This is a genomic window from Akkermansia sp. RCC_12PD, assembly GCF_036417355.1.
Lineage (GTDB): Bacteria > Verrucomicrobiota > Verrucomicrobiia > Verrucomicrobiales > Akkermansiaceae > Akkermansia.
In genome coordinates this window covers 2937644-2956686 of sequence record NZ_CP143889.1, presented here as the reverse complement: position 1 = coordinate 2956686, position 19043 = coordinate 2937644, and the positions used below count along the sequence as shown (strand labels likewise).

Below are 19043 nucleotides of genomic sequence, written 5' to 3'. Positions count from 1 at the left end.
GTGCAACTTTTCTCGCGCTTTTGCAAATAAACCCTCCTGTAAACAATTTTCAATATGGAAAACCAGCAGCTCAACCTTTTGGACCGTGTGTATACCGTTCTCAGAAAGAGAGGGGAAGAGACGGAATGGATCACCTCCGCGGACAATCATGAAATCAGAACGGGCATTGCGTTCGTTCCCTGTGACACGTTCACGCCCGTGAGCCTTCTGTACACGATGATCGAACATCCGGAAACGCTGGTCATTGACGTCCTCTTCGCCGCCAAGGTCCCCGAAAGCCGCCGGGTGGAAGTCAGCATCATCCTGAGTGAACTTAATGCGGACCAGACCGCCGGCGCCTTCCAGCTGGACCCCAACAGCGGGTACGTTTATTACCGTCAGTCCTTTGTACTGGAGGGAATGGATCTTAGCGAAGCCCAGTTCGCCCAATTGATGAAGAACATTGAAACCGTGGCTGTGGAAACGGCGGAAGCCTACTCCCACATCATGGAAACGGAATATCCCAAGTAAAGGCGGCTTCCCTCTCGCAATGCTGTTCATGAGCGAAGCTCCCCAAAAAAAGGGAACATGGTTGTCCATAGGCGTAGGCCTGGGGATCACCGTCCTTTTGATAGGGACGGCCATTGTGACGGAGCCGGAAACAACGGAATCCGCAGACAGCGGGACGGAGACGGCGCAGCGCTCCATTCTCCCCCTGCAATTGCAGGATAATTCCTTTGAAATTACGACGCGAGGCTTGGTGCAGGCCGCACACCTCACGATGCTCTCCCCCGGTGTTTCCGGCAAGGTGGACAAGGTGCACTCCCTGTTCAGGCCCGGAGAAATCATCCTGAAGGGGACTCCCCTGGTGGAGCTGGAAAAGTTTGAATACCGCGCCAGGCTGGCCAAGGCTCAGGCGGAACTGGAACAGGCGCGCCTGGACGTGTCCACGGAACAGGCGGAGGCATTGAAAGCCGTCAAAAAAACGTACAGTTCCGTCTCCAAAAGCGGCCGGGACTCCGAGCTGGTCCTCCGCGTGCCGCAGAGGCGCGCCGTGAATGCCCGGCTGAACGCCGCGGAGGCGTATGTGGAGGAATCGGAACAGGCCCTGCGGGATACGGTTCTCCACACTCCTTATACGTGCCAGGTGGTGGAATGCTCCGTGGGGCTGGGTTCACGCGTGGTGGCCGGCCAGACGGTGGGGAAAATCATCCCTCTTCAGGAGCGGATGATCCGCATTCCCGTGCCGCTGGAAGAATTTTCCGCCCTGCCCAGGGACGAACAGGGCAGGGTGAGGGTGCCCCTGACGGCCTCCTGCACGCTGAAAAACGGGAAGCTTCTGCAATGGCGCGGCCGCGTCACGGCGGTGGATTCCGCCCTGGACCCTACCGGAAATTCCGCCATCCTGATCGCCGCCCTGGACCCGAATGAATCCCACGTGGCGGAATGGCAGGTTGCTCCCGTCAACATGGCTCTTCAGGTGGAAATGAAGATAAATGTTCCCGGCTCCGTCTGGATTCCTTCAGTCGCCTTCAGGGATGGGAGCTCCATCCAGGTAAAGACTCCGACAGGAATGCAGGAGCGCAAGGTGCAGGTGGTGGCGTTGAAAGACGGAAAAGCCCTGGTGACCATTCCGGAATTCCAGGACGGAGATGCCCTGGTTCTTTAATTAGATATATATTTAATTAGTGTTCAGAGGCCGGCGGCCCATGCGTTAGTGTCTGTCCGTCCTCATGTCGAACACCAGCACTTCAAAGGGCTGAAGCTCCAGAGAAGCCGGCTTGCCCTGTTCCAGTTTCAACGTTTTAACACGCTGGTCCGGATAGGAGGCTTTCATGGAAAAAACGGCAGGCGTTCCCTTCACCGGTTCAAAGACGGTAGCGGCGTCCAGGACGATCGTTCGCGGCTGGTCGTCCGGATTACGGAGGGCCAAAGTACATCCTTGCGGACTCCAGGCCGCATAGCCGTAGGGTTCCAATCGATTCGGATTACCGCCCACCCAGTGCACATCGGCCAGGATGTCCTGGAAGCGCCGCGCCCAGCGTGCTCCGTCCGCGATGTCGTCCCACGCCTTTTTGTCCATCATGGACGGCGTGAGGTAAAGCTCCTGAAGATTGGCTCCGGAGCCGAAATAAATGCGGGCGTCGTTCTTCAGGTCCCTGTTGTCCTGCTTGCCGTCTTCTCCCTTGCTGACGCGCTCCGCCTGGAACTTGGTACCCAGCACCATGCCGTGGTGCATGATGGAGTTCAGGGGATAAAGGGGACCGGGCTTGACAATGACGTTGTAGCAGGCCCCGTCGCGGAACGTGATCCACTGCTCGCGGTCATTTCCCTTCCCGGTCCAGCCCACATCCGCCGTGCCGCTGCGCCAGGTGGAATCCACATGGTTGAGCCAGAAGGGGGAGGGCCAGGTGCCTACCGTCGTGTTGATGAACAGGCGGGGATTCTCCCGGCGCAGTTCGCTGGCGATGGAAAGAAGGGCCATGAAGTGGGGGCTGATGCCGTCTCCGGCCTTGTCCCATTTGAAGTAGGTCACCTTGTCCTTTTTCATCAGGTCGGAACAGCGTTTTTTAAACCATTCGTAATACTTGGGGCAGGAAAGGTCGAATCCTGCGGCGTCCTCGGGCAGGATGCCCTTGTCCTTGGCGTGCTGCACCCTCTTTTCCGGGCCGAAATACCCTCCCAGCGGAGAAATCCAGATGCCGAAGCTGGAAGGAATCCTGCCCACCGCCTTGACTACGGGGCCGAACCCGTGCGGGAATTTTTTGGTGGATGGCTGCCAGAGGTCTTCGTTGACGTCATCCCACCCGTCATCCAGCACAAAGCCGTCCAGTTTGACATGGCGCGCTCCCAGCTCCTTCCCGTATTCTCCGGCTGTCTTGACCAGCGTTTTCTCCGTGGGGTCCAGGCCGTCGTCATACCAGCCGTTGTAATGCAGGAACTGGTGGTAGGGCGCCGCCCGTTCCCGCTCCAGATAATAAAGGAAGCCGCGGCGCAACTGGTTTTCCGGCCATACGCCCAGCACCGTGGTAAATGTCTGGACACTTCCGCTGCCCATGGGAAGGTTGCAGTCAAACCCGACGGTCCCCGTTCCTCCTCCGGCCTGAGCCCTGGCTACGGGAAGTTCAATTCCGGCAAACGTGCCTTCCCTCTCGCTGACCAGGGGGCTGCCCGGCACGGAACCTTTCACGGCCAAGGTGGGGTCCTTCAAATCAATCAGTTGGATTTTCTTCAAATCCACATCCTTGGACGCTTCAATCCTGTAGGTTTCCTTGACGTAGGAGGAACCCTCCCTCAATTCCGCTTTCCAATGGACCGTCACCCCGCTCTTTTTATCCCTGAAAATGGCGGAAACCACAGCTCCTTCCTGCCGTTCCCCCAGCCGGGGACTGGCGTCGCTCCCTTTCAGGGCGCTTATGGAGGGAGCCCCCTCCATCACAAACCGGGAGGAGGGGAGATTGTAATCTTCCTTCTCCGTGGAAAGACGGAATAACTCCGGAGCCTGTTCTCTGGGGACTGCATTCTCCGCCCCGGAGGGCCGTTCTTTATTTACGATTCCCATAGGAACCAGCCTGTTGCCGGAAACCTTCCATGAAGCGGTCAGGACATTATTGCTCAAGCTGTAGACATCCCCCTCCCGGTGGGCTGCCGCCGCGCCGGGCGCTGTTCCCGGGTACGTTACGGAGGCCGTCGCGGCTTGAAGGCAGATGCAGGAACAGGCAGTCAGGGCAAGCGCCGGAAGAGATGATGAATGCATGATTCGGAAGAATCCGCCATGCGGCGGCATTCGTCAATTCAAAAATCCGGCGCGGACCGGGGGCTGTATCGTGCGCCCCTTGTCGCCGGGAAATTCCTAGTGGGCTTCCAGCCAGTTGTCCCCCGTTCTGGCTTCCACAAGGATGGGGACGCCGTTGGGCAGGGGCAGGGCGCCCGTCATGGCCGCCTCAATGCGGGGAATAAGGTCCGTTTCCTCCTTGTGCAGGTCCACCAGCAATTCGTCGTGAATTTGGAGAATAAGCCGGGACCGGGTGCCTTCCAGCAACTTGTCCACATTGATCATGGCAATCTTGATCATGTCCGCCGCAGTTCCCTGGATGGGGGCATTGATGGCGGTGCGTTCCGCGGCGGATTTGATGGTCCTGTTGGCGGAATTGATATCCGGGATGATCCTTCTGCGCCCCAGGAGAGTTTCCGCATATCCCTTCTGTTCCGCCTGGTGCGCCAGGTCTTCCATGAAGGTCTTGACGCCTGGGAATTGAAGGAAGTAATTTTCAATCAGGGTGGCGGCCTCGCTGCGGGGGCAGCCCAGCCGCTGGGAGAGCCCGAAGGCGGAAATGCCGTAGATAATCCCGAAGTTCACTGTCTTGGCCGCGCGCCGCATGACTGCGTCCACCTGGTCGCGGGGAATGCCGTACACGCGGGAGGCCGTTTCCGTGTGGATGTCCCGGCCTTCCTTGAAGGCCTCGCACATGGCAGGGTCTCCGGACATGGCGGCCATGATGCGCAGCTCAATCTGGGAATAGTCCGCGGAAAGCATGGTGTATTCACCGGAGGCGGGAACAAAGGCCGTGCGGATCAGCCGCCCTTGTTCCGTCCGTACCGGAATATTCTGCAGATTGGGATCCTGGGAGGCCAGCCGTCCCGTGGACGTCAGCATCTGGTGGAACTGGGTGTGGATGCGGCCGTCCTTCGGGCAGATGTACTTGGGCAGGGCGTCCAGGTAGGTGCTCTTCAGCTTCATGTTTTCCCGGTAGGCCAGGATGTCTTCCACGACGGGATGGAGCGGCGCCAGGGCGGAAAGGGTTTCCTCATCCGTGACGAACTGCCCGGTTTTCGTCTTTTTGGGCTTCTTCACCAGCTCCAGTTCCCCGAAAAGGAAATCGCCGAGCTGCTTGGGGGAATTCAGGTTGAGCGGGTGGCCCGCGGCCGTCTCGATCTTTGTGCGCAGGTCCTCAATGATGGCCCCCACCTTGACGGAAGCTTTTTCCAGAGATTCCGGAAGAACACGGATGCCCGTGAATTCCATGTCTGCGAGCACCGGCAGCAGGGGAAGTTCCACCGTGCGGAACAATTCCTGCATGCCGCTGTCCGCTACCTGTTTCTTCAGAATGGCCGACAATTGAAGGGTGACGTCCGCATCTTCCGCGGAATACCTGCCCATCACTTCCACGGGAATATTCTTCGTGTCCAGTTCCCGTTTTTTGGCCCCCGCCGGGGCAATGTCGCTCAACTTGATGGTGGAATACTGCAGCAGGGATTCCGCCAGAATGTCCATGCCGTGCTTCATGCCGGGCGCGATTAGCGCGTGGGCCAGCATCGTATCGAAAAACGGGCCGGATACGTGGATGCCGTGGGCGCGCATCACCTGGAGGTCGAACTTGAGGTTGTGGCCGATTTTTTCCGCGGAGCCTTCAAAAAGGGGCCTCACCGCTTCCAGGTCTTCCGGACCGGAGACGGGCAGGTACCAGGCTTTGTGGGGTTCGGCGCAGAAGGAGACGCCCAGCAGGGTGTCCGTCATCGGATTCAGACCCGTCGTTTCCGTGTCGAAACACCAGGAATCGTGCCTGTTCAGTTCCGCGATCATGGCGTCGCGGGCCTCCTTCGTGTCCGCGATGATGTATTCGTGCCTGATGTCGTCCACGGTTTTCAGCTGGCGCTCTTCAAACAATTCCATCTGTCCCGTTCCCGTCTGCTGAGGCGGGGCGGCCGTGACGGAAGCCTCCCGCGGCTGGGCGGGAGCGAACAAATCGTCTGCGGGAAGGGGGGCGGACGCTCTGGCGGCCGGAACCTTCCTGCCAAACAGCTTGGCCTGCATGGCGCGGAACTCCAGTTCCTGAAGGAGGCTCAGCAGTTCGTCCGGCCTGGGCTCCTTCTTGACAAGCTCGTCAAGGGTTACGGTCAGGGGCACGTTCCTGTCAATGGTGGCAAGCTCCTTGGAAAGGGTTGCCAGCGCGGCGTTCTCCTCCACGATCTCCCTGCGCTTTCCTTTCAACTTGTCCGTATTTGCCAGCAGGTTTTCCACGGAGCCGAATTCCCCGATCAGCAGCTTGGCCGTTTTCTCCCCCACGCCGGGCAGACCCGGAATATTGTCGGAGCTGTCGCCCATCAGGGCCAGGATGTCGATCACCTGCTCCGCCCGTTCGATGCCCCATTGTTCCTTGAGCTTTTCCAGGTCAATCACCTCGTGGTCGTTGCCGCGCTTGCCGGGCCGCCACAGGTAACAGGAGGGGGAAATAAGCTGGCCCAGGTCCTTGTCCTGGGAAACCATGTAGGTGTGGAACTCCTTCGTATCGTCCGCGATGCGTGCCAGCGTGCCTATCGTATCGTCCGCCTCATATCCCTCATAGCGCAGAATGGGAATATTCATGGCTTCCAGAAGACTGAAAATGATGGGAATCTGAACGCTTAGCTCTTCCGGCATGGATTCCCGGTTGGCCTTGTATTCAGGGTAGAGCTTGTGGCGGGCCGTCGGGGCCGAGGTGTCAAAACAGGCCGCGATGTGGGTGGGGTGCTCCTGTTCCAGAATGGACAGCAGCGTGTTGGCAAAGCCGTAAACGGCTGATGTGTTGACTCCCTTGGAATTGCGGATGGGATTGGAGAAAAAGGCGAAGTGGGCCCTGTATGCCAGAGCCATGCCGTCCAGGATGAAAAGGCGCTTGGGAGTGGATTCAGTCATTTCTGCGCCAATGTACCATTCCGGCCGGAAGGTGGCGACAGTTAAATGCGGCTTGTGCCTTCCGGATGGACGGCATACCGCAAGCCTTATGGCGGCGCAAGGTCCGGCCGGACGAGGATGGAATGCCTTTCCGGGGCGTGCGCCGCGCGGGGGCGCGGTTTTCATCCGGAAGGGCGGTTTATCCGGCGCTCCGGAAAAATCAGTGCGTGTAATGCCTGGGGACGCGCGGGCCGATGCCCGTGAATATTTCCCAGGAAATCGTGCCCGCCTTTTCCGCCAATTCCGTCACGGGAATGTTCGGCCCCATGATTTCCACGGTCATGCCGGGCTCCGGGCTGGGCACCCGGCTGACGTCCACCATGATCTGGTCCATCGTGACGCGGCCCAGCAGGGGGCAGGAAATGCCTTCCACCATGACGCGCGCTCCCTTGTGGGCCAGCGAACGCAAATAGCCGTCCGCATAGCCGATGCCCACAGTCGCCACCTTCGTGGGGTGGTCCGTCACGAAGGTGCCCCCGTAGGAAATGCCGTGGCCTGCCGGCAGGGTGCGCGCCACGGTCAGGCGGGAAAAGAGGGACATGGCAGGCTTCAACTGCGCTTCCCATGGGGAGGGAATGGGGGAAAAGCCGTACAGGACCAGGCCGGGGCGGCACAGGTTGTTGGAGGGAATATCGTAATCCAGGGAAGCGGCACTGTTGGCCAGGTGGCAGAATTCCAGCGGCAGTCTTTCCCGGATGCGGGCCGCCATCCGTTCAAAGCAGGCTATCTGCTCCAGGGTGGTTTCCCGGTCCTCGTCCGCGCAGGGCAGGTGGGCGCCCAGTCCTTCCATGTACAGGCTGTCCAGTTCCCCCAGGCGGGAGAGCAGTTCTTCAAGCTGGTCCGGGAGGAACCCGCCGCGGCCCATGCCTGTGTCCACGGAAATATGAATGGGCAGCGTTTTCCCGTACAGCCGTGCCAGGGAATTGTAATGCACGGCTTCTTCCATGGTGGAGATGAAGGAGCGCCAGCCGTTCAGCACGATTTCCTCCCGCTCCTCCGGGAAGGAGGGGCCCAGGATGTACGGCCGCGTGCGGCAGCCCGCCTGGCTGATGCGCCGTGCCTCCCCCACGTTCGCGACGCCGAAGAAGGCGATCCCCTCCGCGTCCAGTGCCCGGCAGACTTGTTCCAGACCGTGGCCGTAGGCGGACGCCTTCACCACGGGCATGTAATATTCCCCTTTGTCCGCCTGCTTGACGACGTTCAGGTTGTGGCGGATGGCTCCGAGGTCGATTTCGGCCCAGGCGCGGGGAGGGCTGGTGGCTGGCATGGCAGAGAAAGGCGGCTGGTTGAAAGGAAAGCGGGCGCGAACGCCCCAAACGCGAAAGATTGTCCGTCTTTGCGCGCGTAATGCCAGACGGATTTTTGTCAGTCGTTACTTTGAACCGTCCGCATGCGTTTCCGGAAGCGTTTCAGGCTCGGAGAAGGAGTGCTGATCGTGCTTCAGGGCCTTCAGCATGGCCGCCAGAGTGTCTATGTCTTCATCGGACATGGAGGAAAGGTGGTCCAGCTTTTCCTTGATACCTTCAATCACTTCCTCCCGGTATGGCAATTCTTCCCCTGCGTGGGTATGCAGGAAGAAGGAAGTAATGGTGCTGGTGAGCGTCCCCACGAAGCCGATTCCGGTAATCATCAGGAAGACCGCAAGAAACTTGCCCGGCGTGGTGATTGGGTAGGTGTCTCCGTAGCCCACGGTGGTGGCCGTGACGAAGGACCACCAAATGCCGTTGGACAGGCTCATGCCCTCCGCCAGATGGATGCCTACGGCCCCCAGCAGGATAATGGTCAGCGCGGCAATGCAGATGTACTTGAATCCGTTCGTATTGAAAAAACGCCGGATGCGCGCGGAGAACCGCATGGAGTAGGAAAACAGGTCCAGGTACCTGGCGAGCCGCAGGATCTCTTCCAGTTTGGCAAAGCGGAACAGCCGGAACAGGGAATCGAACGGGATGATGGCCAGCAGGTCCCAGACGTGGCTTTTCATGAAGAGCCATTTGGAGGGGCTGAGGAAAAAACGGGTGACGTAGTCCAGGACGAATATCCAGTAAATGACACGGTCCACGGTGACTTCCCATTCCGCGGCTCCGGAGGTCAGGTCGATGGCGGCCAGCGTGACGGCCACCAGGGCCAGCAGGCACATGGCCGTTTCATATGCCAGTTTCAGGAACAGGAAGTGCCGGGGAATTTTTGCGCCTTGAGCCATGGTGGGGAAGGGTAGTAAAAAGCCGCTCCCGGATGGCGGGAAGCGGCTTGAAGGGATGAACCTCCGGCTGGGTTACTTCAGCAGAAGCTGTTCCATCAGCGTCTGGGAGGACTGGGCGAGCACGGCGGGGTCGTCCAGCATACCGGCGCGGAGCAGGGCCGTGTTCGCGATCTGATCCGCGACCATCTGGGCCAGTTCCGGGTTCTCCGTCCGCAGGACGGAAAGTTTCTTGACCAGGGGATTGGAGGGGTTCAATTCAAGCTGGGGATGGCTTTCCGGAACTTCCTGCCCCATGGCCTTCATGTACGCCCTCATTTCCGGCCCCATGTCGTTGCCACTCTGCAGGGCCACCGCGGGACCGCTGACTAGGCGTTTGCCCAGGGTAACCTTGGAAAATTTGTCCGGATAAAGTTCTTTCAGCCATTCCTCCAGGGCGGCGGCTTCCTCCTGCGGCAGGGCGTCCTTCCGTTCCGTTTCCAGTTCAGGAAGTTCCACGTCCGCGCGGTCGATCATCGTGACGGGCTTAGCGTCCACGCTGGACAGGGAATCCAGTACGAATTCGTCCCCGTGGTCCGTGAAGAAGGCCACTTCATAGCCGCGTGCCTTGAAGGCTTCCAGATACGGGCTGTTTTCCAGATGGGCGCGGGAGGGGCCGGTCAGGGCGTAAATGGCCGTCTGGCCTTCCTTCATGCGGGTGATGTATTCCTGGAAGGAGGTCGTTTCCCCCGGGTCCGTGGCGGTGGATTCAAACCGGAGCAGCTTGCCCAGGGATTCCTTGTTCGGCCAGGAGGTCACCACGCCTTCCTTCAGGTAGCGGGAAAACTGGGCGTAGAATTCCTTGTAGGTTTCCTTTTCGTCCTTGGCGAGCTTCTCCAGATGCTTGATGAAGCGCTTGGTGATGATGTCGCTGATCTTGCGCACCAGGGAATTGTCCTGGAGCATTTCACGGGAGATATTCAGGGGCAGGTCTTCGCTGTCCACCACGCCGTTCAGGAAGCGCAGCCAGTCGGGCAGCAGCCCTTCCGGTTTCGCGTCGATCAGCACGCGCTTGCAGTACAGGGACACGTTGGGGTCCACGCGGCCGAAGCCGAACATTTCCGGATTCCGCCGCGGAATGAAGAGCAGGGAATGGAGCATGATGGGCGCGTCCGCGCTGAAATGCATGTAGGAAAGGGGCTTCTCGTCCGTGTGGGAGATGAACTGGTAAAATTCGTTGTATTCCTCCGGCTTCACGTCGGATTTGGACTTGGACCAGATGGCTTGCACGGTGTTGATGTGCTCCCCGTTGAAATTGATCGGGAAGGCCACGAAGTTGGAATAACGGCGGAGCAGTTCCTTCACGCGGTAATCCTGGGAGAACTCCGCGTATTCCTCCTTCAGGTGGATGACGATGCGGGTGCCGCGGTCCAGGGGCTCGTCCAGCGTTTCAATGGAATAGCCCTCCCGGCCTTCGGATACCCAGCGGAGGGAGGCGGCTTCCGGTTCATGGGAATGCGTGAACACTTCCACCTGTTCCGCCACCATGAAGGAGCTGTAGAACCCCACGCCGAACTGGCCGATCAGGTCGGTTCCGCCTTCCTGCTTCTGCTTCAGCGCCTCCAGGAACTTCTTGGTGCCGGAGTGCGCGATGGTGCCGAGGTTTTCCACCAGGTCCGCTTCCGCCATTCCGATGCCGGTGTCCGCGATAGTGATGGTCTTGTTGTCCTTGTCCGTGGTGATGCTGATTTCCAGCGGCTTGTCCGGCTGGTAGATGTTGGAGTCCGTCAACTGTTTCACGCGCAGTTTTTCCAGGGCGTCCGAAGCGTTGGAGACGAGTTCCCGGACGAAAATCTCGCGGTCGCTGTAAAGGGCATTGATGACAATGTCCAGCAGCTGCCGGACTTCCGCCTGAAATTGATGTGTTTCTGTATTCATATGGAAAAATGTGTTGCGGGCACCATTATAGAAGAGCCGTCAAGAGGGTGGACACTTTTTAACATTTTGGGCGTCATCCCATGTCACACAATCCGGTTTTTTTCCGGTCCGGCGGTCCGGCGGGGAATTTTCCTTGAAACAATTCCGCAAACTCACCAGTATTACTTTATAATCATGATGCTTTCACAGCTTTTCAAAAAAGGGTGTCTTCTGCTGGCCGTCTGCGGATGGCTGGGAGGCGGCATGCTCCCGGCCCAGGAGGTTCAGCAGCCTCCCATTACGGAAGAAGGTCTGAAGGCGCTGGATTCCAATGTCTTCACGAATGAATTCATGGTGGCGCTGAAGCCCGCCGTGAACCGTGACCGGATTGCGAAAATCCGCGACCCCTTTGTGCGCCGGATCGCCCAGCAGATGGCGGACAAGAAGTACGACAGCAAGTCCCGCACTATGCTGGCGGAACCGTACGAACCGGTGAAGGACCTGGCGGACCGCCTGCGCACCAGCCAGTACAGCAAATTTGAAAACCCCACGGGCATTTTCTTTGAAGAAGGAGAGGACGTGCTGGTCATCATGGGAGACCCCAAGGATGAAAAGCTTTCCCTGGTCATCCAGAACTTCGGGCGCGGCGGGGGCCGCAGTTCCTACCCGCTGAAGGCGGGCGTCAACATTTTCAAGGCCAAGAACAAGGGGCTGGGCTATATCGAATACTTCACGCCCAACTACAAGAAAGCCGGAAAGGTGAAGGTCTCCATTCCCTCCGGCAAGGTGAACGGCGTTTTCGTGGGCGGCGTGCACAAGAACAGCGACTGGAAGAAGATGCTGGAAAACTCCCCGACGGAGGTTATCGACATCGTGGGCAGCCGCGTCCACTTGGTGTACCCGGTGGAGGAGCTCAGGCAGGTCTGCCCGGACAAGGGTGAGGAACTGATCGCCCTGTACGACAAGATCATCGGCATGGAACAGCAGATCATGGGCCTGTACAAGTACAAGATGCTTCCCAAGAACAGAATGTTCGGACGCGTGATCTGGCAGGGATTCATGCACGCGGACGGCACGGGCGCCGCCTTCCACAACGGAACGATGAAGGAAGTGGCCAATCCGGACAAGATTCCCGGCAGCGCCTGGGGCATCGCCCACGAATTCGGCCATGTCAACCAGGTGCGGCCCGCGATGAAATGGGTTTCTACCGGGGAAGTGACCAACAACATTTATTCCGCCTACGTAAATTACATGCTGAATCCCACCAGCATGCGCCTGGAGCATGAACGGATCAACGGCGGCGACGGAAATATGATTGGCGGCCGTTTCAATGCGTATCTGAACAACGGCATCGTGAAGGGGGAAAACTGGCTCATCCAGGGCGGCCCGGACAAGCGTTCCGGCGGCGACAACCGCCCGATGGTGCATGACCACTTCGTAAAGCTGGCCCCCCTGTGGCAGCTGGAACTTTATTTCAAGGTGGCCGGCAAGGGGAATCCGGATTTTTATCCGGACATCTTCTACAAGGCCATCAAGATGGATACCAGAGGCAAGAAGGATGGTGAACTCCAGCTGGCGTTCATGAAAAACGCATGCGACGTTTCCCGGCAGGACCTGACGGATTTCTTCCGGAAAACCGGGATGCTCAAGCCTATTGACCAGGAACTGGACGACTACACCTGCGCCCGGATGACCATCACGGAAGCGGATTGCAGGAACCTGGTCGCCTACGCCAGAAAGTACAAAAAGCCGGAAAGCCCGGTCATCTACTACATCTCCGTCAACAGTGTGGAGGCCTACAAAAACCGTCTCCCCGTCCGCGGTTCCTACAATCAGGGCATTACGGAGCAGGGCAACCGCCGCATCATTTCCCATGACGTATGGAAAAACGTCGTCGTATTTGAAACCTACAAGGATAATGAACTGGTCCGCGCGACGATGGTCGGCACGGACTCCAAGGACAATTCCTCCACAACGGTGACATATCCGGAAGGCTCTACCAGGATTGAGGCTGTCTCATGGGACGGCAAGCGCACCCTGGTATATGGAAAGAGGCCAACCAAATAATATCTTAAGAGGTTAGCGTGTTCTGGCGCCGCCGTTCCGGAAGGAACGGCGGCGCTTTTTCATGGAGAGGATAGACCGGAGAAGGGGAAACGTGTTTTTTCAGCCTGTTATGAATACCTGAAAACCGGCCATCGTGTTGACGGGGGCCATGAATCAGTGATGGGAAAGGCCCGTGAATTTGAGAAGGGGAGGAATCAGCCATTCATGGGATGTCCGGGACACAAGGGAGCCGTGACTGCGTCGTTCGCTGCCCGGCAGAATCTGATCAGGCGTACTGTCCCAGGGACGGAAACGGCTTCTTTCTCTAAAAAACCGTCCTGGCATCTGTTTATGACTCCTTTCCGTGGAAAAGAAAATTCCCGTCCCGGCTTTCGGCAAGGGCGGGATGAAACAGGAACGAGGTATGAAAAGTTAGTCGTTCCGGCGGCTGCAGGATTTTTCCCCTGCCGCGCAGCCGAGGCGCGCTTTAAGAATGCGCCTGATATCCGTCCCCAGCAGCGTGACTGCACCGGCCAGGATGACAATGTCCTTGATCACCAGGCGTCCGGCCCCGCTCAGGTAAGGAAAACCGTGGTTCGGCCCTCCAAGGTCGGGCACCCACGTTTCCGGCGTGGTGATGAGGAAGGACAGGGTGCCGAAAGTCATGATGATTGCCAGGCAGTCTCCCGCCAGGCCCACCTTCGGGAAAAAAAGGCCCAGCAGCACCAGCGTGCCGATGGAAACGATCAAAACTCCCAGCCCATAAGAAAAGCCGTAGGTGTTGTTCTCCTTGTGCCAGGCGATGTTTTCCGGCACCACGGCGCCTTCCTTGTTCATGTGCTGCTTGTATTCCGGAGCCTCCTTGTTGTAGAAGAAGCTCATCATCGGACTGTTGGCCACAAAGGGAACGATGCCGTCCGCTTCATATTGAAAGGCCTTGAGGCCGCCGATCCAAGCGAATACGATAAAAATGGCCACTCTGATGAAATTGATGCCCAGTTTCTGCAATTGTTCGGCATAATGAAGGCATTTTTCAGGAGATGAATGTAAAGTAAACATATCTCCTCGTAGTAAAGGAAGGTATCAAGGTCAAGAGAATTATTCTAATTTCAAATAATTTTCTCTAATTTCCGTAATGCCGCACGGGCTGGAAAAAGGGAGGCTTCCGTTTCCCGGCAGGCGGCAAAAACGGATTCCCTGCCGGGAAACGCGTTTTGAACGCAAGCGGCGGGGATGCTGTATAACATGGGATGGATAAGACGGATTCTTCTGGGATTATGAAAGGCAAAGTACTGTTGCTGGCGGCTTTTCTGATTGTCTGCTTCAACCTGCGCACCGGGTTTGATTCTCCCGATCCTTTGTTGGGGACGATTGAAAAGGATATGGGGCTTTCCCTGGAGAATTCAGGGCTGTTCGCTCTGCTGCCCGTGTTTGTGCTGGGGGTGGCCGCTCCCATTTCTCCGCGCGTCGCGCGCTGGATGACTCCGTGGAAAATCATCTTCTGGTTCCAGCTTCTGGCGGTGGCGGGCATTTTCTGGCGCAGTTGGGACGGTGTGGCGGGCCTGTACGGCGGCATGGTTCTGATGGGGCTGGGCATGGGGATTGCCGGAGCGGCCATTCCCGGACTGATCAAGCACCAGTTCCCGGACCACGCTTCCGCCATGATGGGCGTTTACAGCGCGATGATCGGGGTGGGGAGCGCGGTGGCCTCCGGCTTGTCCGTACCCATCTCCAATATGCTGGGCGGCTGGCGTTTCGGCCTGGGGGTGTGGATTATTCCCATTCTGCTGGGAATGCTGGTATGGGGCGCCTACTTCCTCAAGCATCCGGTCGGCATGCTTTCGCGCGATCCGGCGTCTTCCGGACACAATCTGCTGCACAGCAGCAAGGCATGGCAGGTCACCATTTTTTATTTAAGCCGCGTGGGGGCTGCCTACTTCTTTTATACCTGGATTCCCATCTTCCTGAGGCAGCGCGGCATGAGCTACGTGGACGCCGGGTTCATTCTTTCCGTAGCCATGTTCGCCCAACTTCCCGCCACGCTTTCCGCGCACGCACTGGAGAAGGCCACGGGAGGACGGGGGTTGCTCATCGTGATGGCCATGGCGCTGGCGGCCCTTTCCTGCTGGGGCATTCTTTATCTTCCGCTGGACTGGGCTCTCTGGATGGCTATTCTGTTCGGCCTGGCGACGGGAACCGTGTTCAGCCGCGGGATGGCTCTGATGGTGGAACGCGCCCGGACTCCCTCCGAGTCAATCAGGCTTTCCGGCATGTCCCAGGGAATCGGCTTTACTATGGGCGCCCTCCTGAGCCTGCTGTTCACCTCCTTCCTGCATCAGGAAGGTTCCTTTCTGCCATTCTGCCTGGTTTATACATTTTTCTGCGTGCTCGGCATGATTTCCGGCCGCATGTCCGCCCAGCCGGGATACGTGTAATTTTTCAGGGAGACATTAATATTAAGGATTAGGTATTAGATGGAGAGGGGTGCTGTTCCTTCACATTTCCGGTCCGGTCCTTTTGTTTTTTGGAGCTACCCCGCCGTCCGAAGGACTTGACGCTGGCGGGGAGGACGGGTAATCTATTGCCCGTCAAATTTTATGAAGGAAGAGATCGTACGCATTCAACGGGACGCCCTGGCGCGCATCGCCCAGGTGTCTGACAGGCGTGGCGTGGAAGATGTCCGCGTCGCCATCCTCGGCAAAAAAGGGGAGCTGACCATGGCCCAGACGGGCATGAAGGACGTGCCCCGGGAGGAAAAACCCGCCGTAGGCCAGCTGCTCAACGACGCCCGCAAGGCGATTACTGAAGCGTTGGACGCCAAGCTCGTGGAAGTCCAGGCCCTGGCGGACAGGGAGGCCGTAGCCGGTGTGGACCTGACCCTTCCTGCACGTTCCCTCCCGCTTGGGGGGCTGCATCCGCTGACCATCGTCCGGGACGAGGCCATCGGCATTCTGCGCCGCATGGGGTTCGCGCTGGCGGATGGCCCGGAGATTGAGGATGAGTTCCATTGCTTTGACGCGCTGAACACTCCGGCGGACCACCCGGCGCGTAATGAAAAGGACACATTTTACTTTGATTCCGGCAAGCTGCTGCGCACGCATACCTCCACCGTCCAGATCCGTTCCATGGAGAAGCAGACGCCCCCTGTGCGCGTGATTTCCCCAGGCTCCGCCTACCGCCGGGACGAGATTGACGCCACGCACCTTTCCGCCTTCAACCAGCTTGAAGGGCTGTATGTGGATACGGACGTTTCCGTGGGTGACCTCAAGGGAACGCTGGAATACTTCCTGCGCGCCCTCTTCGGTTCCGATACGGAAGTGCGCTTCCGCCCCCATTTCTTTCCGTTTACGGAACCCAGCTTTGAAATTGACGTGAAGCTGAAGGTGGACGGCCAGGAACCGCGCTGGGTGGAGATCGCCGGCTGCGGCATGGTGGACCCGAATGTCTTTGAAGCCGTGGACCGCGAGCTGGGGCTGGAACCCGGCGTCCAGGCCCGCTACACGGGGCTGACCGGATTCGCCTTCGGCATCGGCCTGGACCGCCTGGCCATGATCCGCTGGGGCATCCGGGACATCCGTGCCCTGATTGAAAACGATGTGCGCTTCCTCGCCCAATTCCAATAAATCTTACCTTATCCAGATATGAAAATTTCCCTTAATTGGCTTTCCCAGTACATTGACCTGGCCGGTCTGAGCGTGGACGAAATGTCGGACATGCTGACCTTTGCCGGGATTGAGGTGGAAGACATCCGCCAGCAGGGCGTGGATTCCCCCCTGGTGGTAGTGGCGCGCGTGGCCTCCGCCGAACAGCACCCCCAGGCGGACCGCCTGAAAGTCTGCCAGGTGGACGTGGGCGATGGCACGCTACACCAGATCGTGTGCGGAGCGCAGAACTACAAGGTGGGCGACAAGGTGCCCTGCGCCCTGCCGGGCGCGGTTCTTCCGGGCAACTTTGAAATCAAGGTGGGCAAGCTGCGCGGCGTGGAATCCCGCGGCATGCTGTGTTCCGCCTCCGAGCTGGGCCTGCCGGACAAGGAGCACGGCCTCTGGATACTGCCGCAGGCGCTGGAAGTGGGCATGCCCATCTCCCAGGTCGTGAAAGCGGATACCATCGTGGAAGTGGAAGTGACGCCCAACCGTCCGGACCTGCTCTCCCACAACGGCATGGCCTTTGAACTGGCCGCCATCTCAGGCCGCGGATACAACCCCGTCCCGATTGACGACATCCAAGTGGAGCTGGAACCCGCCGGGGACTTCGTGCGCCTGGACCAGCCGGAAATCAACCCGTATTACACGGCCGTAAAAATCAGCGGCGTGAAGGTGCAGGAAAGCCCGGAATGGCTGAAGGAACGTTTGGTTGCCATCGGGCTGCGCCCCATCAACAACATTGTGGACGTCACCAACTTCGTCCTGCATGAGCAGGGCACGCCCCTCCACGCCTTTGACGCGGCGAAAGTGCAGGGAGGCATCGTCACCCGGACCGCCTATGAAGGAGAAACCTTCAAGGCTCTGGACGGCCAGGAATACACGCTCAACTGTACGGATCTGGTCGTCACGGACCAGTCCGGCAAGGTGCTTGCCATCGGCGGCGTGATGGGAGGGGAAGAAAGCGGAGTGACGGACGCCACTACGGACATTATTCTGGAATCCGCCTGGTTCAAGCCTTCTTCCGTGCGCGCCACGTCCCGCAGGCTGGCCCTCTCTTCCGATTCCTCCTACCGCTTTGAACGCGGTACTTCCGCCTGGAATGTCCTGCGCGGTTCCGTGCGCGCCGTGGAACTGATCCTCCGGCTGGCGGGCGGCACGGCCTCCAAAACGTATGTGGCCGGGGCTCCCGTGCCGAATCCCGCCCATGAGTGCATGCCTTCCTGCGGACATCCGGACGGTCCCACCGCCATTTTTCCGTCCTTGAAACAGGGGAAGGGCGCCACGGTGACCAATGAACTGGGCTTCGTGAAGCTTCCCTGGAAGGCCCTGGACCAGATTTCCGGCGGTTCCATTTCCCATGAGGAAGGAGCGCGCATCCTGACGGGGCTGGGCCTGATGCAGGTTCCGGACGCCCCGGAATACTGGCTGATCCCCCCCCACCGCCTGGACCTCACCCGTTCCTGCGACCTGCTGGAGGAAATCGTCCGCGTCTTCGGGCTGGACGGCATTCCCTCCCGGTTCTGCGGCCCCTTCGTGCCGGAATCCCCGGTAGACGCGGCCTATAATTTCCAGATGCGCCTGCGCCGGAAGCTGGCCGCTCTGGGTTTCTATGAAACCCAGACCATCAAGCTCATCGCTTCCGAGTCTGCGGACGGCTCCATCGCCCAGGTGAAGGACGCCCTGCCGGTGCGTCCCCTTCAGGAAGGCGACATCATCCGCGTGGCCCTTCCGCTCAGCGAAGACCATTCCGTCCTGCGCCCGGCTCACACTCCCGGCCTGATTGCCGCAGCCGTGCGCAACAGCAACCAGGGCGCTTCCGTGCTGCGCTTCTTTGAACTGGGCCGCGTGTTCCGCAATACGGGCGGCGGCAAGGGCAGGGACATTGAAACAGACACGCTCGGTATCCTGATCTCCGGGGACAGGTCGCCCCGCTCCTGGGCGGACCCCAGGCCGGAGCAGTCCTCCTTTGAAGACTTGCTGGCCGTGATGGAAGTTCTGGCCCCCGGTCGCCGCTTCACACTGACGCCTGCCAAACCCCGTGAGCAGGCCGCCCTGGGTGCGGATGTGCAGCTGGACGGGAAGGCCTGCGGCTACTTCGCCCGCCTGTCCCTGGCGCGCTGCCGGGAACTGGGACTGGACAAGCCCGTGTACGTGGCGGAACTGGACCTGCGCAAGATGCAGGAAATTCTTACCGCACCTGTCAAGGCTGCGGAACTGCCCCAGTTCCCCGGATCCTCCCGTGACGCGGCCATGGAACTGCCCCTCTCCACGCCCAATGCGGACATCGTTAAGGCCATTGAAGCCGCCCGGGAAAAACTGCTCGTCAGCTACTCCTGCTTTGACGTATTTACGGACCCCTCCGGACAGAAACTGCCCTCGGACCGCAAATCCATCGCCTACACCTTTCTGTACCGGGACCCGGCCAAGACCCTGACTGCCGCGGAAGTGGACGCCGCGCACCAGCGCGTGTTGAAATCCCTGACGGACAAGGTGAAAGGTCTTTCCTTCAGATAAATCCTTATCGGCGGGCCGCGTGTTTCGGAAACCGGAGCGCGCGGCTTTT

The 19043-nt window shown here is 59.1% G+C and carries 12 protein-coding genes; 6 read left to right on the top strand and 6 right to left on the bottom strand.

What is annotated here, in order from left to right; translation table 11 throughout:
- The first annotated feature begins 54 nt into the window (after positions 1-54).
- Complete coding sequence (locus V3C20_RS12445; RefSeq protein WP_130082641.1) at positions 55-510, top strand: YbjN domain-containing protein; 456 nt, start codon at positions 55-57, stop codon at positions 508-510.
- A 28-nt stretch (positions 511-538) separates the two neighbouring features.
- A complete protein-coding gene (locus tag V3C20_RS12440) occupies positions 539-1648 on the top strand; it encodes an HlyD family efflux transporter periplasmic adaptor subunit (RefSeq protein WP_161981257.1) in 1110 nt (369 codons plus the stop codon).
- A gap of 45 nt (positions 1649-1693) precedes the next feature.
- Here the strand turns inward: V3C20_RS12440 and V3C20_RS12435 are convergent, their stop codons facing one another.
- The 5 genes from V3C20_RS12435 to htpG all read right to left on the bottom strand — a co-directional run bounded on the left by V3C20_RS12435 (position 1694) and on the right by htpG (position 10808).
- Entirely contained in the window at positions 1694-3736 is a 2043-nt protein-coding gene (locus tag V3C20_RS12435; protein WP_161981258.1) for an alpha-galactosidase, read from the bottom strand.
- A 96-nt stretch (positions 3737-3832) separates the two neighbouring features.
- The gene (polA, locus tag V3C20_RS12430; RefSeq protein ID WP_130082644.1) at positions 3833-6655 is read right to left on the bottom strand and encodes a DNA polymerase I; all 2823 of its coding nucleotides are present in this window, start codon (positions 6653-6655) and stop codon (positions 3833-3835) included.
- A gap of 199 nt (positions 6656-6854) precedes the next feature.
- On the bottom strand, positions 6855-7961 hold the full coding sequence (gene alr / locus V3C20_RS12425) for an alanine racemase (RefSeq protein WP_130082645.1): 1107 nt from the start codon (positions 7959-7961) through the stop codon (positions 6855-6857).
- A gap of 105 nt (positions 7962-8066) precedes the next feature.
- Positions 8067-8894: a potassium channel family protein gene (locus tag V3C20_RS12420; protein WP_130082646.1), complete on the bottom strand. Its 828-nt coding sequence runs from the start codon at positions 8892-8894 to the stop codon at positions 8067-8069.
- Between the two features lie 72 nt (positions 8895-8966).
- Entirely contained in the window at positions 8967-10808 is a 1842-nt protein-coding gene (gene htpG / locus V3C20_RS12415) for a molecular chaperone HtpG (protein ID WP_130082647.1), read from the bottom strand.
- A 174-nt stretch (positions 10809-10982) separates the two neighbouring features.
- Here htpG and V3C20_RS12410 point away from each other — a divergent pair, with 174 nt between their 5' ends.
- Positions 10983-12854: a M60 family metallopeptidase gene (locus V3C20_RS12410; protein ID WP_161981259.1), complete on the top strand. Its 1872-nt coding sequence runs from the start codon at positions 10983-10985 to the stop codon at positions 12852-12854.
- A gap of 411 nt (positions 12855-13265) precedes the next feature.
- Here V3C20_RS12410 and V3C20_RS12405 read toward each other — a convergent pair whose 3' ends face one another.
- Entirely contained in the window at positions 13266-13892 is a 627-nt protein-coding gene (locus tag V3C20_RS12405) for a DUF417 family protein (RefSeq protein WP_130082649.1), read from the bottom strand.
- Positions 13893-14110: 218 nt separating this feature from the next.
- Between V3C20_RS12405 and V3C20_RS12400 the strand changes: the two genes are divergently transcribed.
- The 3 genes from V3C20_RS12400 to pheT all read left to right on the top strand — a co-directional run bounded on the left by V3C20_RS12400 (position 14111) and on the right by pheT (position 18994).
- The gene (locus V3C20_RS12400) at positions 14111-15268 is read left to right on the top strand and encodes an MFS transporter (protein ID WP_161981260.1); all 1158 of its coding nucleotides are present in this window, start codon (positions 14111-14113) and stop codon (positions 15266-15268) included.
- 162 nt (positions 15269-15430) lie between these two features.
- Positions 15431-16456, top strand: a complete 1026-nt coding sequence (gene pheS / locus V3C20_RS12395) for a phenylalanine--tRNA ligase subunit alpha (protein WP_130082651.1) — start codon at positions 15431-15433, stop codon at positions 16454-16456.
- Positions 16457-16474: 18 nt separating this feature from the next.
- Positions 16475-18994, top strand: a complete 2520-nt coding sequence (gene pheT, locus V3C20_RS12390; RefSeq protein WP_130082652.1) for a phenylalanine--tRNA ligase subunit beta — start codon at positions 16475-16477, stop codon at positions 18992-18994.
- Positions 18995-19043 lie beyond the last annotated feature (49 nt).

What these genes read in the sequence shown, in the direction of transcription:
- V3C20_RS12400 (WP_161981260.1), top strand. Translation starts at nt 14,111, where the DNA reads ATGAAAGGCAAAGTACTGTTGCTGGCGGCTTTTCTGATTGTCTGCTTC.
- V3C20_RS12420 (WP_130082646.1), bottom strand. Translation starts at nt 8,894, where the DNA reads ATGGCTCAAGGCGCAAAAATTCCCCGGCACTTCCTGTTCCTGAAACTG.
- V3C20_RS12445 (WP_130082641.1), top strand. Translation starts at nt 55, where the DNA reads ATGGAAAACCAGCAGCTCAACCTTTTGGACCGTGTGTATACCGTTCTC.
- polA (WP_130082644.1), bottom strand. Translation starts at nt 6,655, where the DNA reads ATGACTGAATCCACTCCCAAGCGCCTTTTCATCCTGGACGGCATGGCT.
- V3C20_RS12410 (WP_161981259.1), top strand. Translation starts at nt 10,983, where the DNA reads ATGATGCTTTCACAGCTTTTCAAAAAAGGGTGTCTTCTGCTGGCCGTC.
- V3C20_RS12440 (WP_161981257.1), top strand. Translation starts at nt 539, where the DNA reads ATGAGCGAAGCTCCCCAAAAAAAGGGAACATGGTTGTCCATAGGCGTA.
- alr (WP_130082645.1), bottom strand. Translation starts at nt 7,961, where the DNA reads ATGCCAGCCACCAGCCCTCCCCGCGCCTGGGCCGAAATCGACCTCGGA.
- V3C20_RS12435 (WP_161981258.1), bottom strand. Translation starts at nt 3,736, where the DNA reads ATGCATTCATCATCTCTTCCGGCGCTTGCCCTGACTGCCTGTTCCTGC.
- V3C20_RS12405 (WP_130082649.1), bottom strand. Translation starts at nt 13,892, where the DNA reads ATGTTTACTTTACATTCATCTCCTGAAAAATGCCTTCATTATGCCGAA.
- pheT (WP_130082652.1), top strand. Translation starts at nt 16,475, where the DNA reads ATGAAAATTTCCCTTAATTGGCTTTCCCAGTACATTGACCTGGCCGGT.
- htpG (WP_130082647.1), bottom strand. Translation starts at nt 10,808, where the DNA reads ATGAATACAGAAACACATCAATTTCAGGCGGAAGTCCGGCAGCTGCTG.
- pheS (WP_130082651.1), top strand. Translation starts at nt 15,431, where the DNA reads ATGAAGGAAGAGATCGTACGCATTCAACGGGACGCCCTGGCGCGCATC.